Origin of the sequence: Nostoc sp. MG11 (assembly GCF_014904695.1) — a bacterium.
GTDB lineage: Bacteria > Cyanobacteriota > Cyanobacteriia > Cyanobacteriales > Nostocaceae > Komarekiella.
In genome coordinates, this window is the sequence record NZ_JACXXN010000018.1 from 98,018 (window position 1) to 116,645 (window position 18,628).

General features: G+C 40.0%; 18 protein-coding genes. 13 read left to right on the forward strand and 5 right to left on the reverse strand.

The annotated features are described in order from the left end of the window. The first annotated feature begins 20 nt into the window (after positions 1–20). Complete coding sequence (locus HCR01_RS40490) at positions 21–470, forward strand: ATP-binding protein (protein WP_193198376.1); 450 nt, start codon at positions 21–23, stop codon at positions 468–470. 49 nt (positions 471–519) lie between these two features. On the opposite strand, the gene HCR01_RS22735 is transcribed toward HCR01_RS40490, so the two are convergent. Further along, positions 520–1,881, reverse strand: coding sequence for an NAD(P)/FAD-dependent oxidoreductase (locus tag HCR01_RS22735; protein WP_193198377.1), 1,362 nt, complete (start codon positions 1,879–1,881; stop codon positions 520–522). A 268-nt stretch (positions 1,882–2,149) separates the two neighbouring features. On the opposite strand from HCR01_RS22735, the gene ilvC reads away from it, so the two are divergent. After that, entirely contained in the window at positions 2,150–3,145 is a 996-nt protein-coding gene (gene ilvC / locus HCR01_RS22740) for a ketol-acid reductoisomerase (protein ID WP_193198378.1), read from the forward strand. Between the two features lie 37 nt (positions 3,146–3,182). On the opposite strand, the gene HCR01_RS22745 is transcribed toward ilvC, so the two are convergent. After that, on the reverse strand, positions 3,183–3,746 hold the full coding sequence (locus HCR01_RS22745) for a hypothetical protein (RefSeq protein ID WP_226889551.1): 564 nt from the start codon (positions 3,744–3,746) through the stop codon (positions 3,183–3,185). Positions 3,747–4,178: 432 nt separating this feature from the next. Here HCR01_RS22745 and HCR01_RS22750 point away from each other — a divergent pair, with 432 nt between their 5' ends. The 4 genes from HCR01_RS22750 (at position 4,179) to HCR01_RS38975 (ending at position 7,028) form a co-directional block, all read left to right on the forward strand. Continuing rightward, entirely contained in the window at positions 4,179–5,045 is an 867-nt protein-coding gene (locus HCR01_RS22750) for an aldo/keto reductase (RefSeq protein ID WP_193198380.1), read from the forward strand. Positions 5,046–5,237: 192 nt separating this feature from the next. Beyond that, complete coding sequence (locus tag HCR01_RS22755; protein ID WP_413773965.1) at positions 5,238–6,026, forward strand: EndoU domain-containing protein; 789 nt, start codon at positions 5,238–5,240, stop codon at positions 6,024–6,026. Positions 6,027–6,212: 186 nt separating this feature from the next. Beyond that, positions 6,213–6,569, forward strand: coding sequence for a cupin domain-containing protein (locus HCR01_RS22760; RefSeq protein ID WP_193198382.1), 357 nt, complete (start codon positions 6,213–6,215; stop codon positions 6,567–6,569). A 336-nt stretch (positions 6,570–6,905) separates the two neighbouring features. Then, complete coding sequence (locus HCR01_RS38975; protein WP_226889552.1) at positions 6,906–7,028, forward strand: mechanosensitive ion channel domain-containing protein; 123 nt, start codon at positions 6,906–6,908, stop codon at positions 7,026–7,028. 205 nt (positions 7,029–7,233) lie between these two features. Here HCR01_RS38975 and HCR01_RS22770 read toward each other — a convergent pair whose 3' ends face one another. Further along, positions 7,234–7,803 carry a DUF3611 family protein gene (locus tag HCR01_RS22770; protein ID WP_193198383.1) on the reverse strand — a complete coding sequence of 190 codons (570 nt, stop codon included), beginning with the start codon at positions 7,801–7,803 and terminating at the stop codon, positions 7,234–7,236. Between the two features lie 294 nt (positions 7,804–8,097). Here HCR01_RS22770 and HCR01_RS22775 point away from each other — a divergent pair, with 294 nt between their 5' ends. Both HCR01_RS22775 and HCR01_RS22780 read left to right on the forward strand, forming a co-directional pair. Continuing rightward, positions 8,098–8,571 (forward strand): TspO/MBR family protein, encoded by a 474-nt coding sequence (locus HCR01_RS22775; protein ID WP_193198384.1) that lies wholly within the window; start codon positions 8,098–8,100, stop codon positions 8,569–8,571. An 89-nt stretch (positions 8,572–8,660) separates the two neighbouring features. After that, entirely contained in the window at positions 8,661–9,134 is a 474-nt protein-coding gene (locus HCR01_RS22780) for a TspO/MBR family protein (protein WP_193198385.1), read from the forward strand. Positions 9,135–9,218: 84 nt separating this feature from the next. Here HCR01_RS22780 and HCR01_RS22785 read toward each other — a convergent pair whose 3' ends face one another. Further along, positions 9,219–9,926 carry a M15 family metallopeptidase gene (locus HCR01_RS22785; protein ID WP_193198386.1) on the reverse strand — a complete coding sequence of 236 codons (708 nt, stop codon included), beginning with the start codon at positions 9,924–9,926 and terminating at the stop codon, positions 9,219–9,221. A 110-nt stretch (positions 9,927–10,036) separates the two neighbouring features. After that, a complete protein-coding gene (yidD, locus tag HCR01_RS22790; RefSeq protein WP_193198387.1) occupies positions 10,037–10,294 on the reverse strand; it encodes a membrane protein insertion efficiency factor YidD in 258 nt (85 codons plus the stop codon). Between the two features lie 63 nt (positions 10,295–10,357). Here yidD and HCR01_RS22795 point away from each other — a divergent pair, with 63 nt between their 5' ends. The 5 genes from HCR01_RS22795 (at position 10,358) to HCR01_RS22815 (ending at position 17,894) form a co-directional block, all read left to right on the forward strand. Next, the gene (locus HCR01_RS22795) at positions 10,358–11,062 is read left to right on the forward strand and encodes a diacylglycerol/polyprenol kinase family protein (RefSeq protein ID WP_193198388.1); all 705 of its coding nucleotides are present in this window, start codon (positions 10,358–10,360) and stop codon (positions 11,060–11,062) included. Between the two features lie 1,628 nt (positions 11,063–12,690). Further along, positions 12,691–14,367: an HlyD family efflux transporter periplasmic adaptor subunit gene (locus tag HCR01_RS22800; RefSeq protein WP_193198389.1), complete on the forward strand. Its 1,677-nt coding sequence runs from the start codon at positions 12,691–12,693 to the stop codon at positions 14,365–14,367. Between the two features lie 124 nt (positions 14,368–14,491). Further along, the gene (locus HCR01_RS22805; RefSeq protein WP_193198390.1) at positions 14,492–16,654 is read left to right on the forward strand and encodes a peptidase domain-containing ABC transporter; all 2,163 of its coding nucleotides are present in this window, start codon (positions 14,492–14,494) and stop codon (positions 16,652–16,654) included. Between the two features lie 423 nt (positions 16,655–17,077). Beyond that, the gene (locus HCR01_RS22810; RefSeq protein ID WP_193198391.1) at positions 17,078–17,269 is read left to right on the forward strand and encodes a hypothetical protein; all 192 of its coding nucleotides are present in this window, start codon (positions 17,078–17,080) and stop codon (positions 17,267–17,269) included. 409 nt (positions 17,270–17,678) lie between these two features. Then, positions 17,679–17,894: a hypothetical protein gene (locus HCR01_RS22815; RefSeq protein WP_193198395.1), complete on the forward strand. Its 216-nt coding sequence runs from the start codon at positions 17,679–17,681 to the stop codon at positions 17,892–17,894. Positions 17,895–18,628 lie beyond the last annotated feature (734 nt).

The following is an 18,628-nucleotide window of genomic DNA, read 5'->3' on the forward strand; positions in this document are numbered from 1 at the left end:
ATCCACACTATAGTATCATAATGAAAGAAAGAATTTTAGTCGTTGAAGATGAAACAATTATCACTGACGATATTAAATATTGTTTAGAAAAATCAGGCTATACTGTTCCTGATGTTGCTATTTATGGAAAGCAAGCAATTGAAAATATAGCAGCATTATGTCCAGATTTAGTTTTAATAGATATGATGATAAAAGGTGATAGTGGTACGGTGCATTTTGACCTGTTTTGTGTCCAGGGAGAAGCTATTTTCCGTATTCAAGATGAAGGCATTGGTATTCCAGAAGCCGATCAACAAAACTTGTTTAATTCTTTCCACAGAGGGAGCAATGTTGGCAAGATACCAGGACATGGTTTAGGACTGGCAATTGTTAAACATTATGTTGAGTTACATGGCGGAGAAATTACTTTTGCTAGTAAAGTTGGACGGGGTACAACGTTTATCGTTAGCGTACCGTTTCAGAATAATTAGTCAGTGGTCAGTAGTCAAGATTAAACAACTGACCACTAAAAAAGGACAATTACACGTTTATCGGTTGTTTATTATTTGCTGACGTATAAGAATTGTTGCTGTCATTAATTCCTAACTGCGTTAGTGATTCTTGTCCTGTAATCAATCTTGCTCCACGATTGCGGGTGAAATAATTCCATACCCACTGAATCATTACTACTAATTTGTTGTCAAACTCAATTAAAAAGTAGATGTGAATCAATAGCCAAAATAGCCATCCCAAGAAACCTTTAAGTTTAATAAAGCCAAAATCTACAACAGCATGATTTTGCCCAATCATCGCTAAGCTACCCCGATCATTGTAATAAAATGGGGGTAAAATTTTATCTTCAAGCCGCTTTTTAACTAGTGTTGCTACATATTCTCCTTCCTGCTTAGCTACAGGTGCAACACCAGGTAGAGGTTTGCCATTTTGATGCGAAAAATTTGCTAAATCGCCAATCACAAAAATATTAGAATATCCCTTAATACTCAAGTCGGGTTCGACAATAACACGTCCAGCGCGATCGCATTCAGCACCTACCCGTTCAGTTAACACTTTGCCCATTGCTGAAGCTTTCACACCTGCTGCCCATAATACTGTTTTTGAGGCAATTTCTTTAACTTCATCGCCTTGTTTGAGGGTGACAAGATCATTTTCAATATTAGTTACCAGTGTTTTTGTCTGAACAACCACCCCCAAACGCGTTAGAGATGCTTCAGCTTCTTGTGATAACTCTGGTGCAAAGGGTGGCAATATACGATCCATCCCTTCTAGTAGCAAAATTCTGGTGTCTGTTGTGTCGATGTTGCGGAAATCGTCTTTGAGGGTTTGATTTGCTAACTCTGCGATCGCACCCGCTAATTCTACACCAGTAGGGCCACCACCAACAATTACAAAAGTTAACCAGGCACGACGTTTTACTGGGTCTGTTTCTTTCTCTGCGGCTTCAAAAGCTGTAAAGATGCGGCGACGCATTTCTATTGCATCTTCTACAGTTTTCAAACCGGGAGCGAATTCTTCCCAGTTGTCTTTACCAAAATAGGAATGCTTGGCACCTGTAGCAATAATCAACGTATCGTAAGGTATTGCTTCGCCGCTTACAATCACTTTTTGTGCCTCTGAATCAATATCATTTACTTCTCCCAGCAGCACTTTTGTATTTTTGCTCTTACTAAGTACAGAACGCAACGGCGAGGAAATATCAGCGGGAGATAAAGCACCTGTAGCAACTTGGTACAAAAGTGGTTGAAATAGATGAAAGTTGCGTTTATCGATAACAGTAACGTCTACCGCAGCCTTGGCTAGTGTTTTGGCTGCATACAGTCCACCAAAACCACCACCAACGATAACCACTTTATGGGGTGGGTTATTATCAAGCGAATTTACCATAAGAAATATTTCCCCGTGTTACGAGCGTTGTTACTATTCTTAACAAATTTGTATCAAACTTATCACAATTTTTTCTGTAATGCTTTGCACATCTGAAAAAATAATAAAAGTAATCAAGGTTACTGGGGACTGGGGAATAAATTACTGACCTTAACCCTTGACCCTTGACTCTTGACCCTTGATTCTTGACCAATCCCTAATACCCAATTTGAGGTACAATCGAAAGCCTGCCAATTAATGACTATGCTTGCTGACAGGAGATGCTTCTATGGCCCGGATGTATTATGACGAAGATGCCAATTTAGACCTTTTAGCTGGAAAAACCATTGCTATCATTGGTTATGGTTCACAAGGTCATGCCCACGCCCTCAATCTGAAAGATAGTGGTTTGGATGTCATTGTGGGACTATATCCGGGCAGTAAGTCAGCAGAAAAAGCTACAGCCGCCGGGTTAACTGTGAAAAATGTTGCAGATGCTGCCAATGCTGCTGACTTCATCATGATTTTATTGCCTGATGAAGTGCAAAAAACAGTTTATAAAAATGAGATTGAACCAAATCTAGAAGAAGGGAATGTTTTAGCCTTTGCTCACGGTTTCAATATTCACTTTGGACAAGTCGTACCACCGGCGAATGTAGATGTGGTGATGGTAGCACCCAAAGGTCCGGGGCATTTAGTGCGGCGGACTTATGAACAAGGGCAAGGCGTACCAGCGCTATTTGCAGTCTATCAAGATGCTAGTGGTCAAGCACGCGATCGCGCGATGGCTTATGCTAAAGGTATTGGTGGTAGCCGCGCCGGTATTCTCGAAACCTCTTTCCGCGAAGAAACCGAAACAGACTTGTTTGGTGAACAAGCTGTGTTGTGCGGCGGTTTGAGTGCTTTAATCAAAGCTGGATTTGAAACTTTGGTAGAAGCTGGTTATCAACCAGAATTGGCTTATTTTGAATGTCTCCACGAAGTCAAGTTGATTGTTGACTTGGTTGTAGAAGGCGGTTTAGCTAAGATGCGCGACAGTATTTCCAACACTGCGGAATATGGCGATTATACTCGTGGCCCGCGGATTGTAACCGCAGAAACGAAAGCCGAAATGCAGAAAATTCTCAGCGAAATTCAATCTGGACAATTTGCACGGGAATTCGTTTTAGAAAACCAAGCTGGTAAACCTGGATTTACCTCCATGCGTCGCCAAGAAGCTGAACACAAAATTGAGGAAGTTGGCAAAGATTTACGCGCCATGTTTAGCTGGTTGAAAAAGGCTTAAGTGTGATTCAGTGAATAGTTAACATCACAAATGACAACTATTCACTGATAACTGAATTGAGAAATGAGTTGATCCTGAGAACTGCATGTCGGATGCTGTTTTCATCAGCATATTGTGGATTAATTGGTATCTCCTTGCCTGATTTCAGCACAATCACAACTCGATAAAGCTTGGAGTATTTAAATTGCTTTTCTTGGATATCAAGATGTAGAATTGATTCTAGTGGCTGCTCAATGATTTGGTTGCCACGCAAACTTTTACGCTCTATAAATACCTGATTAAGACTCTTATAAAAAGTGCAGTTGGTTACAGGTGATGTGGCGAAAAAAGCTGCGATCGCCATTACAATTAATAGAAATAAGCTGAAGAAAAATATATAATTTCGCTGATTTTGCTGTACTAACAGGGAAGTTTGATTAGAATTGATAAAATTGTTAATTTTTAAGACAACTTCTTGATTTTCTTGATAGCTAACATGTGATAAAAGAGCAATATCTTTGAAGGGAGTCATAATAATAACCTGATAGCTTTTTCCACGCTTCCTACCGCTCTTTGTGAGGATGTATGCTTCTTGTGGATCAAAAATCTTTAGTTTTTCCATACTTCCCAGCAAATTATACCGCCTCAATTCACAGTTAATTTGGTTGGATGAGGAGCGATTCTCCGAAGGAGACGCTACGCGAACGCAAGTTAAACTAGCTGAAGCAGAATCAAAAACTGTGCAGTAAATCAAAAAACTCAAGCAGACAGTAAAAATGCACCATCCGATAGACCAATATCTGAATGGTCGATGCTTAAGGCGCAATCTAGTATGGGTTTCCTCTACAATTTTCATTAGTGCTTGGCATGAAATACTTAACTCTTAAGTAGAGTATTCCCCTCTTAGCCTATTTAGTAATCACCAAGTCTAAATACTAATGAATAAATATCATTCACTAGACTGTATTAAGCTATAAACCTGAGGATAGATGAATTATTAAAAAATATTTGAGTAGCTAGTAGATAATTGGGTCAAAAAATTACGGCTAAAAATATGGAAACCAAACAGCTAGGAAAAACTGGTATCTTTGTAAGTGCGATCGGTTTAGGTGGAATGCCGATGTCAATCTATAATCGTCCTCCAGAATCGCAATCAATCTCAGTTATTCATCGTGCTTTAGAGTTGGGTATTACATTTATTGACACTGCTGATTCTTACTGCAAAGATGAGTCAGATAAGCACCATAACGAGCGACTAATTCACAAGGCACTTACCAGTTACAAGGACGATATCAGCCAAGTAATTGTAGCAACTAAAGGCGGTTTGATGCGTCCCGATGGGAGTTGGACACGCAACGGTAGCCCGGAACATTTGCGCCAAACAATTCGAGTCAGCTTTGAGGCTTTAGGTGGGGCTAAACCCATTGATGTTTGGCAATACCATTCCCCTGATTCTAATTACACCATTGAAGAATCTCTTGCACCAGTAAAAGAAGCAGTAGAAACAGGTTTGATTAGGTTTGTCGGAGTTTCTAATTTTTCCGTTGAACAAATTAAGCGGGCGCGGGATGTGGTGGATATTATATCCGTGCAAAATCAATACAGTCCTTGGGAACGACAGCCAGAAAATGACGGTGTATTTAAGTATTGCGAGCAAGAAGGATTGACATTTTTGCCTTGGAGTCCCTTTGGTGGTAGTCGTCGCCATCAAAACTTGCAAGATATTCCTGCGATCGCTCAATTAGCCAAGCAAAAAGGCGTATCTGTGTATAATATTGTTTTGGCATGGTTGCGTTCAAAGTCACCCTCTATTTTGCCAATTCCTGGTGCTAGCAAGATTTCCAGCATCGAAGATTCTGTACACGCAATCAATGTGACACTATCTGATGAAGAAGTGCAAAAAATTGATCGAGCAACCTAATCATTTTGAATTAACTCTTATGCAAAAACGTAATATACGTTAGCAAGCATTTTACATATTTGCAATGAACACTTTGCTCAATGAAAGTTTACTCATTAGAGCAAAGTGTTTTCGTCTTTATGCGAAACTATTATCCAAGTAATTAATTTAAAATTTATGTATCTCAATTCTGCAAACCATAAGTTTGTAAGAGTGGTTGTGATTCTACTGCTATCCACACTCTACTGGCAAAATCCAGTAGAAGCGCAGTCTCAGCCAAATACACAACTTCTGCCATTTTTTGATAATGTAGATAATCCTGTTCCTGTAGGCTTCCCCGCAGGACAGAAATTAGACATTACACCATCCCCACCGCTGCTAAATTCTTTTGACCAAGCTGTACTACAAATCTGTGGCCCTATTGGGACAAGAGTCACTAGCAATAAATTTAAACAATTGTTATCCTTTTACCCGGATGTATTACAGAAACTTCAGCAAGTTAGCGGTGGCGAATTGCGTCCGGGGCGTCGGAAAAAAGCGCAATTTCTCGAAGATTTAACTAATATTTGGTTCAAACGTAGGGGGTTTGAACACATTTTTTGTGGCGAAATATATAATGCTAACGATATTGGCGGCTTGCATTTTCGTGGCAGATATTTACAGCTACAAAATGAAGGAATTGGCGGACGCCTACCAAATAATCAAGGACGAGAGGAAGTTATTCCTGGTGTAATTTATACAATGGGTGTAGTGCTTAAACAAGAAAACCAAACGGTAACAGATGTGATCAAAGGCTATGGCTACCTTAGCAACGCCGAAGAGATGCTTTTAGATGCAACTAGAGGATTTAAACTACAAGGAAATACTGAGGGAGCGTGTATTTATAATGTGCGCGATCGCAAATCAGGTAAATCTTTTCCCACAGTTTTTGTAAGGAAACAAAAGGCGATCATTACCTTCTACCCCGATGCTACTCCGCAGGGTACACAATGTAAAAGTTAATTCCTTCTTTGAGCTATCTCAAAGACAGTATGATAAATTCCTGGCAAATTGGGGATAAGACAAGTTCAGAGATTCAAAGAAATGACATAGCCCTTTAAAGATGCAATATATCTTTCTTGATATCTTTCTCTTGAAAAGTTCTGAGCGCCGATTTCATTTATATGTGGTTAATAATCCCCAAAGACTATGACTTTTCCAATCAAAAATAACTCATCTTTTGTTGCTCAGTTGCGAGAAAAAATTGAATATCCCTGTGCTGGAGTTATCAGCAAATTACTGCTAAAAGATAACACTTGTCAATCCACTCTCTTTTCTCTAGTTTGTCTAGCAGCTAACACTGAGATTTCTGAGCATAGCTCTAATCGTAATGCTACTATCAATGTTCTAGAAGGTAGAGGTTTACTTACTTTATCAGGAAAAGATATTACACTTGAAACTGGTGTTTTTGTCTTTATGCCTGCTAATGCCCCCCATGCCTTAAAGGCTGAAGAAAACTTGTCATTTCTCCTCACTCTTTATCAGCAAGTAGGAGATTGTAGTTAATTATTTTCGTAGTTGAAAAATGTAATCGCTAATTGATAGCTTTTGCTAAAAGTTATCAATTAGTATAAGAGGTAATACCAATTTTCCAAAATTAGACTAAGAGGATGTCTGAAAAGTTTTGGCGAAGTTCAGTCATCAATTGAAACTGCGTTTGGACGACTGATAGAATCAGCCATCACAATTATCCCTCGCGCCCTTGCAGCCCTTTTGGTGATAGGGTTATTTTAGGCGATCGCTGTTGCAGTGCGCTGGTTAATGCGGATTATCTTTCGCCATATTGTTGAAGATTTAATCATTGAGAACCTGGTTAAACAGGTTGCTTACTAAGCTGTCTGGATGCTAGGAATTATTGTTGCACTCGACGCGTTTGGCTTTGACCCACAGACCGTTGCTACAGGTCTTGGCTTAACTAGTCTCGCTCTTGGCTTCGCACTGAAAGATATTTTCTCAAACTTCTAGGACTTACGCACTGAAGCCTGAAACCCCGATCCCCCCTAACCCACGCCAGTCGCTCCACTTGGGGAGACCCCATCGCATGATCGCGTCTCCCCTTCTCTACGAGACGCTACGCGAAGGGAGAAGACCGCGCTGGCTCCCCTTAAAAAGGGGGAACGTCTAAAGCCCCCTTTCTAAGGGGGTTGGGGGATCTGAGTTACTCATCTAGCTAGTGTTGATGCACTTGCTCCAGCAACCACAGCGAAGTAACAGTACCAATAAAGTGAGCAGCAATCCCATTGATGTTTGCTAGGATCACAAAAACATCAAGCGCTCGAATAATCTTGTAGGGATCTGTGATTGCGACTCCTGGAGGTTGGGATATGGATTTTGCTATTAGCACTGCTACAGTTGCTCCAGCACCCAAGAGAGTTAATAATACCCCCACCAAACTTAAAAATACCCCTAATCGAATGATTTTAGTAGTATCTGCCTTACTAGAATGCAGAGCCGGATTAGGATTTTCTAGACTTTTACCTATACGGGTGTAACGAAAATCCCAATACACACTGAATAACAATACTACGACACCGCATACAGCCCAAAATATGCCAACCCCAAGTCCGGCATTTGGTTGCTCAGTCAAACCACGACCAGTATAGGCAAACAACAATGCTAAGCCAGAAACCGCTGCAAGTCCCAATTGTACCCAGAAGGTAATCCAGCCTGTAAGACGTATAGTATTCCCAATTGAACGAGTTTCTGGTGCTAGCGATCGCGCTTCTGATTCCATTTGCATATTAAATTCCATTAAGTCTAATTGGCCTATCCCCTAACCTCCAACCATATTTTCACGGCTCCTTCTATACCCCCATCCTCAGACATAATTACCTCAAAATCTTGGGGAATAGAATCTCAATATTTTTAATTTTTAATTTGTAATTGAAGCGTAGCGACTGACTTCTGAAATACTTCTAAATAATAGAAACTTATCAAACTTAGGGATGATAAGCAATCAGCAATTAAATTGACAAAATTGCACCATAAAGCATGATATTTAAGCGATAGGCAGCGATAGCGAAGGATAAGGGGTATGATTAAATCTTGGATGGTGATTGGGGGTGTGGCTTTCTTGGTTGCTCTAGCGGCTAACTTTATTACACCAAGCGATCGCCAATGGTTCAAGCGCCTACAACGACCTAGATGGCTAACTTTTGAGGGAGCAATTCCAATTATTTGGACTGTAATCTTTATTTGTGGTGCTTGGTCAGCTTATATTGTCTGGAAAAACGACCCAGGAAGCACCACAACTTGGTTAATGATGGGTTTATACCTACTTCTAGAAATTGTTACCATTGCCTATACACCTGTAATGTTCCGGCTTCGCAGTCTTAAAGTAGGAACAATTCTCGGTGGTACAGGTTTTATCATCAGTATTCTGCTGATACTTGCAGTATTAACTATTTCTGGTTGGGCAGCATTGTTACTAGTTCCTTATTTGTTGTGGAGTCCTATTGGCACTTATACCACTTGGCAGATGGCTAGTCTCAATCCTCAAGATAGCTGATATTCCAACCAGCGAATGATTTAACTTATGCCCTAAATTGTCAAACTTGCAGTGTATAACTTGACAAAATACACGAGCAAGAGTTCACCATGATTAAATCTTGGATGGTCATTGCGGCTGTAACTTTATTAATTGAGTTTGGTAGTTTCTTAATTACGCCGCGCGATGTCAAATGGTTTGCACAGTTAAGACGCCCCAAATGGCTAGTTTTTGAGCCGCTTATCCCGATCATTTGGACTGTAATTTTTATTTGCGGTGCAATTTCAGCTAATATAGTTTGGCAAAAAAATCCCGGAAGCGTCATCACCTGGCTGCTAATGGGTTTGTATCTCATACTGGAAATTATCACCGTCGCTTACATACCTCTAATGCTGAGATTTCGCAGTCTAAAAGCTGGGGAAATTGTTGGGTTAAGTGGTCTAATTTTAGGCGTTGTCCTAGCAATATGCGTTCTACCGATTTCTGGACTAGCGGCGCTGTTACTCGCTCCTTATCTAATTTGGAGTCCAATTGGAACTTATACCACCGACGAGTTGAAAGAGTTAAATCCTCAAGATGCGTAGAGGAGTCAAGGGACTGGAGACTAGGGACTGGGAAGAAATTCTTTTATTTTCCCCCTTTGCCCCTTTACCTCCCCCACTCCTGCTCTATACAAGACGCCCATAGCGTGCTGTAACTGGATTAGCTGGATTGGATTGATTATTTAGCCAAGCCCACATTTGATCACCAGCAGAAAAATGCCACCATTCTCTGGGATTTCGTTGAAATTGCGCTTTTAACATCACATCCCGTAATAACTGACGGTAAGCATGATATTGTTGTGCTTCTGGATGGTGATTATTGGCATAGTAATCGGGATGCGATCGCTCTGACATTTCATCAATTGGCGAACCCATATTCACTATTTGCCCTGCATCATCTACTAACGTCACATCTACCGCTGCACCTGTACTGTGGGGAGGAGGAGTTTTTTCATCCAAACTTGGTACAGCCCAAATTTCATAAACTGCTTTCCAAATCTCTTGACGTTGGTGTGGTGATAACTCAGCTTCAGCCAGTCCTCTTTGTTGCAACGCTACCGCGAAGCTGTAATCTACCATAAACTGCTGTACTGCGATCGGGCGATAAGCATCAAAGACTTGGATGCGCCAGTTAGGATGCAAGCAATGAAGATAATTTTGGGCTTGGCTCAAATTGTCAACAACACTTTGACGGAGATAGTAAGGGGAATTTTTTCCATAAGGCGCACCCAGTTTTTCGTAAGGATGGGGCGATTCCACTGCAAACAATTCTAAAGGAATCTCTACTAAGGGTTCACCACATTCATAAATAGGGATTTGGTGATAAGGTCTCATTTACTTTGCAGCCGTTTATCCAATGCATCTAAAAATCGAATCGTAACAGGTTCTAGGTATCGTGATGCAACAGCTTCGATGAATTTATCTATTTTATTATTTGTCATTTGTCATTTATAATTATTCTCTCCCTCTGCTTTATCATTTCCCTCAGCCGCCTCTGGAACTGGGTCGTAACCACCTGGATGAAAGGGATGACAGCGCAAAATACGCCAAATTGCCATCCACCCACCACGCAATACGCCAAAGCGTTCAATTGCTTGGATGGCATACATTGAACAAGTTGGTTGAAAGCGACAAGTCGGGAGATACAGCGGCGAAATAAACATTCGGTAGCCCCGAATCAGCCAAATCAATAATATTTTCATTGCGTCACCCAAATCTTATAAATTAGTAACAATGGTAATAATTTCTATTTTGTTGCATCTTCGTTGATTACATTTCCTGGCTTGACTTCAATTCCGCTTTTATGGCTGCAAATTGCGATCATTGCAGTTTGGGTGTTTTTCATCCTTCTAATTGCATGGTGGGTAAATCGTTTTGCTAATCGTGATCCAGAAATTGTACGGAAGATAGTTCATATTGGCACTGGCAATGTAATCTTACTCGCCTGGTGGCTAGATATTCCTGCAATTGTCGGGATTACGGCTTCAATTTTAGCGAGTGTCATCACCTTATTATCCTATCGATTTCCCATTCTTCCTGGTATTAACAGCGTCGGACGCCAAAGTTTTGGGACATTTTTTTATTCTGTCAGTTTTGGCATTTTAGTTGCCTGGTTTTGGCATTTGCAACAACCCCAGTACGCAGCGCTAGGAATTTTGGTAATGTCTTGGGGAGATGGACTAGCAGCTTTGATTGGGCAACGCTTTGGTACACATAAGTATAAAGTGTTTGGCAGAGAAAAAAGTTGGGAAGGCTCTTTGACTATGACGTTAGTGAGCTTTCTTGTTAGTAGTTTGATTTTAATTGGTACACAAGGAAACAATTGGCAGACTTGGATAATATCACTTGTGGTGGCATTTATCGCTACTGGTTTAGAAGCTTTTTCGTTTTTAGGCGTTGATAATTTAACAGTTCCTTTAGGTAGTGCTGCGCTGGCTTTTGTGTTAATTCAACAACTGGCACTTTATTGAGTTTAGCAGTGCGTAAGTGTAGCCCGTCGTAGCAGCAGTTTCCGCCGATGGTCTTTTCACTGCCGAGAGGTGCAAAGCCTTAGTCCATCATTGATAAATCTTGAATCTAGACTTGATAAATAGAAACTACGTGTCTACTAACTATATATAAAAGTTATAGTTTTAACTGTCTAAAATCTGTTGATATCTTTTCAAATACGTTAGATAGCTTCAAAAACATTCAATATCGACCATTCCTACTCTAGGGGTATTAGTTTATCTCAAAAAAATGAAAGATTGTATATCTACTTTGGGGAGTAATTATTTAAGTCCGATTTCTATCTCTAGATTTATGAATTCCTGACAAACAATCCTTATAGTTGGTTACTTAAGTGGGGAAACCACCGAATTGCGTATGTGAGGTTAATAATCATGTCACACCAAATAACTGCATACCGAGTTGTTTGTCGCGTTATCTAAATCAGTAATAGGAGATTCTAGCTGGCTGTACCAATTTGAATTGGATTAACAGCAATATTACTCTAAGAACTAGCGGCTTTACAGGGAACAACCACTTCTAAGTTATAAGACAGCACTAGTAATTCCTTGGCTTAGAATAAAGCCATAATATGGCAGCACAAGATAGATTAGGCTTGGTTGTAACCATTCCTACAGATATTATGGGCTTCTTGGGTTCTGCACTTATTCTTTAACGATTGTCATATCAAGTTCGTTTAATCACGTATCAAAAAATATCTTTCATGCTGAGCGAAACTTAGTGGAGCATAGGAGCACAAACGCGCTCTATACCGATTCCTAAAGAGTAGCATCTCGTAGATTCATCTTTTGTCGGAGACACTACGCATAGCTTACTTCTTGCTTTGAATGAAAACTATTTAGCCTGACTTGACATCACACGTAATCTAGAAAATTATTTGTTACACCACAAAACTTTGCACATTTAAGCAGAAATTAGTTTAACAGGAGTCGCCAATCATTCAAGAGTGAATATGTTTTTAGGTCAATATCAAACTGATTATTTCTTTCCCAACTGTAAATATACAAGTTGGTAGTTGTGACGCCGAGTAATTCTGGGGTTTTCGTGTCATCTTCTGCTTTATATAGCTAACGCTCTAGCTAACTACTTCGGACAAAACTAAATCTGCCAATAAATTTTTGAAATTCTTTTTGTTGTATACAAAAAAAGGGGTGGGAGGAGGTTTTTATGACTCGCTCAACGTAAGTGAGGACTTTGAGGGAGTTTGAGCTTTCTCCTCCGTTTTCTTTACTCAACGCGTTGCCCACGTTTGAGATTTGAGAAAGATAATTTTCGCATGTTGCGTATACCCTTCTCGCCCCTTTACTAATTATATAACATTGCAAAGTTTGATGGTTGCTACTGTTAGCAGCAGATGTTAGCGTTTCACCATTTAACACACTAGAGACCTATATCTACAGGATATTTTGTAATGTTTAATGCTTCACTTGACTATTCCTCCTGACTTATTACCAAAGATAGTTATTTTTGTGCTTTGCACGATTTGCAATCAAGTTATATACATCTACCTGTTTTGTAGTGTTCTTCGAAAATCAACAGGTGTGACATCAGATAACCTTACTTATCCATTCCAAACTAAAGGTGCAATGCTGTGAGCTTCTTACGCCATGAGAAAAACAATGTTTGGCATAGATTTAATGAACCTAATCCAGAGCAGCTCCATTTAGTTGAAGCTAACGAGTTTCTCCCTCGTATCAGTAAATGGACAAACATCGGAGGGGGAGTTCTGCTTACTACCTTTGTAGCAGGAGTTACTCTTACATCTGTTTTAAATTACAACGTTACAGTCAAAGTTCCTGCAACTATCCGACCTGTAGGAGAACTGCGAGTTGTTCAGTCTGCCCTTACTGGAACTATTCAAAAGATTGAGGTTAGAGACAATCAGCTAGTAACTAAAGGGGAAGCTATTGCTTACATTGATGATTCTCGCCTGCAAAATCAAAAGAGTCAATTAGAAAACACGATCCAGCAGAGTCAATTACAGCTAAGTCAAATTTATGCTCAGCTTGGTGAAATTAATACTCAAATTGCAGCGCAGACAAACTTAATTAACCGCACAATTATAGCTGCACAAGCTGAGCTAGGTGGTACTCAACGCAACTATGAAGATCAGCAAATTAAAGCTACAGCTGATATGGCACAAGTAGAAGCAGCCTTGATGCTAGCGAGGGTGCAACGAGACAGATTACAGCGGGAAAAACTCTTAACAGCGACCGTGCAAGAAGCAGAAACAGCTTTGATTTTAGCGAGGGTGCAACGAAACAGATTGCAGCGAGAAAAAGTCTTAACGGCAACTGTGCAAGAAGCAGAAGCAGCCTTGAAGTTAGCTAGGGTGCAACGAGCGCGATTGCAGCCAATAGTAGCATCGGGAGCAATTTCTCAGACTTTGTTTGAAGAAAAAGAACAAGAAGTGAAATCTGCTGAGGCAAAGTTAGAACAAGCTAAAGCAAATGCTAAAAATCTTTTAGAAGAAAAAGCCCAAGCGGTGAAATCTGCTGAGGCGAAGCTAGAACAAGCTAAAGAAAACGCTAAAAATCTTTTGGAAGAAAAAGACCAAGCCGTTAAAGTCGCGCAAACGAACTTAAAAAAGGCTAAAACTGCGATCAATCCTAGTAATGCTACTGTAACCGTAGCATCTGAAAAAATTAGGCAAGAACAGGCACAAGGTGAGGCTACATTAGCTGCTTTGAAAAAAGAAAGAGAGACTCTGCTCCAGCAAAATCTAGAATTTCAAAAGCAACTCGTTACTAATCGCAAAGAACTGCAACAGGTAGAAACTGACCTAAAACAGAGTGTGATTCGATCGCCAATTGAAGGTACTGTGTTGCAACTGAATCTTCGCAACCCTGGACAGGTAGTACAACCAAGTGAAGCTATTGCTCAAATTGCTCCTCTGAATGCGCCAGTACTGATCAAGGCTCAAGTGCCGGCTCAAGATATTGACAAGGTAAAAGCGGGTCAAAAAGTTCAAATGCAGGTTTCTGCTTGCCCTTATCCAGACTACGGCACTCTTAAAGGAACTGTCACAACAATTGCACCAGATGCCGTCTCGAATGTAAAAAATAGTGCATCCCTAAGCACGCAGCAAGCTATACCGCAGGCTGCTACCTACGAGGTAACTATTGAACCACAAACCCTACATGTGGGTAGAAGCGATCGCCATTGCTATCTCAAGTCTGGGATGGAAGGTAGAGCAGATATTATTTCCCGGCGGGAAACAGTACTTCACTTTATTCTCAGAAAAGCAAGATTAATCACGGATTTTTAATCCCACAATTGGGTTTTAACAAGAGGTGGATCAAGGGGAAAGGTTCTATACCTTTAATTCTTCTCTGTTCCCCTGATCAATTGTTCTGCTGAATTTGTATACCAATTTGATAGGTTTGGTGACTATGTTTGGTCTATTCCAACCCGGTAAAAATTACCAGTGTGTTTTACAGTTGAGTGAAGAAGACTGTGGAGCAGCTTGTCTAGCTTCGATTTCCAAACATTATGGACGGTTCCTGAGCATCAATCGCAGCCGCGAAGCAGTAGGGACTGGACAATTAGGAACAACCATGTTGGGTCTAAAACGTGGCTCTGAAAATCTGGGTTTTAATGCGAGGGCGGTTAAAGCTTCGCCAGCGATTATAGACAGAATTAAAGAAGTTAATTTGCCAGCGATCATACATTGGCAAGGCTATCACTGGGTTGTTCTATACGACAAACTGGGTAGTAAGTATGCGATCGCTGATCCATCTGTGGGCATCCGTTATGTCAGCCGCGAAGAATTAACCGAAGCGTGGAATGGGGTGATGCTCCTACTGGAGCCAGATCCCGAACGTTTTAATGAGCAGCCTAAAGAAGAAGCCAAAGGCGGCTTAGGACGCTTTTTTAAGCGCATCTTGCCTTTTCGTGGGCTGTTAACTCATGTTTTGATGATCAATGTTGTCTTGGGATTGCTCGCTCTAGGTACTCCCATCCTGATCCAACTGCTCACAGATGATGTTCTGGTGCGTGGAGATACTCAGTTACTTACTGTTGTTGTGTCAGCCGTTGTAGTCATGACCTTGTTTAGCAGTGGTCTGCAAGTATTACAAGGCATTATGATTGCACATTTTGGTCAACGGCTGCAATTAGGGTTAGTCTTGGAGTTTGGGCGCAAAATTCTCCAATTGCCCTTGAATTACTACGAATCCCGTCGTAGTGGCGAAATCAGCAGCCGACTACGAGATATAAATGACATCAACCAATTGGTATCACAGGTTGTGATTCTTTTACCCAGTCAGTTTTTCGTTGCAGTGGTTTCTTTCTGCTTTATGTTGCTTTATAGCTGGCAGTTAACACTTGCAGTTGTTCTTGTTGGCGCTTTAATGACTTTATCCACCTTACCTTTTTTACCTATTCTTCAACAAAAAACTCGCAATCTTTTGGTCTTGGGCGCGGAAAATCAAGGTGTTTTAGTGGAAACTTTTAAAGGCGCACAAGTTCTTAAAACTACAAATGCTGCACCACAATTCTGGGATGAATTTCAAAGCCGTTTTGGTCGCCTTGCTAATCTCTCTTTCAGTACACTTCAAATCGGAATTATTAATAATACCCTTGCTGATCTCCTTTCAACAATCGGCGGTGTCATGATACTTGGGCTAGGGAGTATCTTGGTAATTCGGGGGGAATTAAGCATTGGTCAAATGCTTGCTTTTAACGCCCTACAAATTAATGTTCTAAATTTAATTGACTCGTTAGTGAACTTAACGGATGAGTATTTTCGCTCCCAAACAGCAGTTTCTCGCCTCTTGGAAGTTATTGATGCTACACCAGAAGTAGTAGGAGGTAGTCAAAAGCCAATCGCCCAAATCTCTGGTGATGCAGATATTCGTTGCTCCCAAGTTACATTTCATCATGCTGGCAGAGTTGACTTACTAGAGGATTTTTCCGTCAAGCTTCCTGGAGGAAAAGTTGTTGCTTTGATTGGGAAATCTGGCTGTGGTAAAAGTACTTTAGCTAAATTGATCGCAGGTTTATATCAGCCAAACTCTGGTAATATTCGCATTGGTTTTTTTAACACACAAGATATCTCTCTGGATTGCTTACGCCAACAAGTAGTTTATGTACCCCAAGAACCTCATTTCTGGAGTCGCTCAATTTTAGATAATTTCCGCTTAGGAACACCTTACATTTCTTTTGAAGAAATTGTCAACGCTTGCCATATTGCTGATGCAGACAGCTTTATTAGTCAACTTCCCAATAACTATCAAACTGTTTTAGGAGAATTTGGTGCAAATCTCTCTGGTGGACAAAGACAAAGATTAGCGATCGCTAGAGGAATTCTCACTGATCCACCTGTGCTAATTTTAGATGAAGCAACTGCGGGACTAGACCCAGTGAGTGAATCTCAAGTACTAGATCGGCTCTTGGAATACCGCAAAGGCAGAACCACAATTTTGATTACCCATCGCCCCAGCGTCATCAATCGCGCTGATTGGATCGTACTCCTAGATAAAGGTCAGGTGAAAATTCAAGGTACGTTAGAAACTTTTCTCTCTCAACAAGGAGAGCATTTAAAGTTTTTATAATTCACTGTAAAACTGAATAAAAGCAAGTTGCAGAGACAATCATAAACTCTGCAACTATTAATAAGTCATTACAAAAAATTAAAAATAATTAGGACTTATGCACTGAAGCCTGAAACCCCGATCCCCCCCTAACCCCCCTTTTAAGGGGGGAACGTGTAAAGCCCCCTTTCTAAGGGGGTTGGGGGATCTGAGTGCGTAAGTTCTGATAACAATTACCTAGATTAGCTAATTACAAATAGTAAACCAACTATTTTTTTGTTAAAAATCAAATTCAAAAGTTATTTATTCAAGCTATCACAATCTATAATAAATAACTTTTTTAGCATTAACCTCTATCCAGGGAATAATTTAAAATCTACAAGAATAGTTAATAATAAAAATATAGGTATTTAACACCTATTTACGTAAGTGAGGTCATCGATTATGTCTATTAAATTCATTCAATCAGAGCTACTTTTAGAGCTATCTAAAGAGCAACAACAGCTTCTATCGGGCGGACGAGGAGCATATTTTGCAACGGTGTCAAGTCCTGATATTATCGTTCGTGGTCAACTTAGGACTAAAGAGGGCGTGAGTTTCCCTGTTGATATTGTCGGCTTTAGGCGTGATTCATAGTTGATTAGCAAACTTGTATAAATTGCAAGACTTTATAAACCCGTTTTCTTTAAATGAAGCGGGTTTTTTAGTTTTTAACTTACTATTAATATTGTTATTTACGTAACTAACGGAAAACATATTGTATAACACATCATGATACCTGTAATACTGTTAATAGACAAACAAATGGGAAGCGATCGCTAGCAAATAAGTCAAAAAATAAACTTATTTCAATGAAAGTTTAAAATTTTTGATTGTGGATAAAGAATATATTACATTCTACTTAAGAAAGTATTTTATATAAGTCTAAAGCTAGAGTTTAAGCTTACTAATTTATAACTTTGGGCTAATTTAATCATTAGAAATTATTTCTATAACTAAAGTATAGGTATTACATACCTAATGTACGTAAGTGAGGCAATTGATTATGTCTATGTCATCTCAAATTATCACTTCTGATTTACTTATGGATTTATCCACAGAAGAACAGCAGTTTCTATCTGGTGGATTCTCCAAAGACGACGGCGACGACGGCGACGACGACGATAAATGCAAGAAAGACAAGAGTCCTTCCAAAATCTTCATTGTCAAAGTCTACAAAAAACCTTCATGTTGCAAACCAAAATCTTGCTGCTCTCATTAAGTTGATGCAGTAGTTCTATAGTTTAAACTTTGTAATTCGTGAGTGAAGCAAAAGACTTATATAACTTCGTCACGAGCAATGAGGTTTCAGTCAAGATGGTAGCTGAAATGTAGCATTTATTAAAGTATTTTCCTAGATAAAAATGCTACCTATAGCAATCTACTGAATTTGTAGAAATTGCCAGCTTTCTAAACCCGTTTCCTCAAGGAAACGGGTTTTTTAGCATTTATATACTATTGAGTATTGTTATGTGGATACAACTATCAAGAAATACCTTATGTCAAAATTTATCAGCTAACTTAACACAAATAGCGGGACTTAGACGAAAATTAAGCTCAAATATAACCCTAATTGGCTTTATAAGCAGCAAACATGTCATAATGATGGGTTAAGCATGTGTGCAAAGTATACGCTACGCGAACGAAAAATCGACAAGACATAGCTGTTCTAAAGGCTTCCACAGCCTCGACAAAAGTGTTCAAAGAATCCTAACTCGAATACTTTGGCTTCTGTGGGACTGGGGTTGCAGTGGCGTGGGGGCGAAAATCTTAGCAACTAAACACAGAGAACTTAGTATAATTCACAACGCTTAGGGGCACTGCTCTCGAATAAAGAGCAAGTTAGGTTAGCAAAAGGCGAATCCAAGCTGCTGTTATGGATAAAGCGATCGCGTCCTGCTGCTTTTGCTTGATACAATGCTCTATCTGCCGTGGCAATTATTTGTTGGAAGTCAG

What these genes read in the sequence shown, in the direction of transcription:
- HCR01_RS22775 (WP_193198384.1), top strand. Translation starts at nt 8,098, where the DNA reads ATGATTAAATCTTGGATGGTGATTGGGGGTGTGGCTTTCTTGGTTGCT.
- HCR01_RS22810 (WP_193198391.1), top strand. Translation starts at nt 17,078, where the DNA reads ATGTCTATTAAATTCATTCAATCAGAGCTACTTTTAGAGCTATCTAAA.
- HCR01_RS40490 (WP_193198376.1), top strand. Translation starts at nt 21, where the DNA reads ATGAAAGAAAGAATTTTAGTCGTTGAAGATGAAACAATTATCACTGAC.
- HCR01_RS22770 (WP_193198383.1), bottom strand. Translation starts at nt 7,803, where the DNA reads ATGCAAATGGAATCAGAAGCGCGATCGCTAGCACCAGAAACTCGTTCA.
- HCR01_RS22760 (WP_193198382.1), top strand. Translation starts at nt 6,213, where the DNA reads ATGACTTTTCCAATCAAAAATAACTCATCTTTTGTTGCTCAGTTGCGA.
- HCR01_RS22745 (WP_226889551.1), bottom strand. Translation starts at nt 3,746, where the DNA reads ATGGAAAAACTAAAGATTTTTGATCCACAAGAAGCATACATCCTCACA.
- HCR01_RS22735 (WP_193198377.1), bottom strand. Translation starts at nt 1,881, where the DNA reads ATGGTAAATTCGCTTGATAATAACCCACCCCATAAAGTGGTTATCGTT.
- HCR01_RS22785 (WP_193198386.1), bottom strand. Translation starts at nt 9,926, where the DNA reads ATGAGACCTTATCACCAAATCCCTATTTATGAATGTGGTGAACCCTTA.
- ilvC (WP_193198378.1), top strand. Translation starts at nt 2,150, where the DNA reads ATGGCCCGGATGTATTATGACGAAGATGCCAATTTAGACCTTTTAGCT.
- HCR01_RS22780 (WP_193198385.1), top strand. Translation starts at nt 8,661, where the DNA reads ATGATTAAATCTTGGATGGTCATTGCGGCTGTAACTTTATTAATTGAG.
- HCR01_RS38975 (WP_226889552.1), top strand. Translation starts at nt 6,906, where the DNA reads ATGCTAGGAATTATTGTTGCACTCGACGCGTTTGGCTTTGACCCACAG.
- yidD (WP_193198387.1), bottom strand. Translation starts at nt 10,294, where the DNA reads ATGAAAATATTATTGATTTGGCTGATTCGGGGCTACCGAATGTTTATT.
- HCR01_RS22815 (WP_193198395.1), top strand. Translation starts at nt 17,679, where the DNA reads ATGTCTATGTCATCTCAAATTATCACTTCTGATTTACTTATGGATTTA.
- HCR01_RS22805 (WP_193198390.1), top strand. Translation starts at nt 14,492, where the DNA reads ATGTTTGGTCTATTCCAACCCGGTAAAAATTACCAGTGTGTTTTACAG.
- HCR01_RS22750 (WP_193198380.1), top strand. Translation starts at nt 4,179, where the DNA reads ATGGAAACCAAACAGCTAGGAAAAACTGGTATCTTTGTAAGTGCGATC.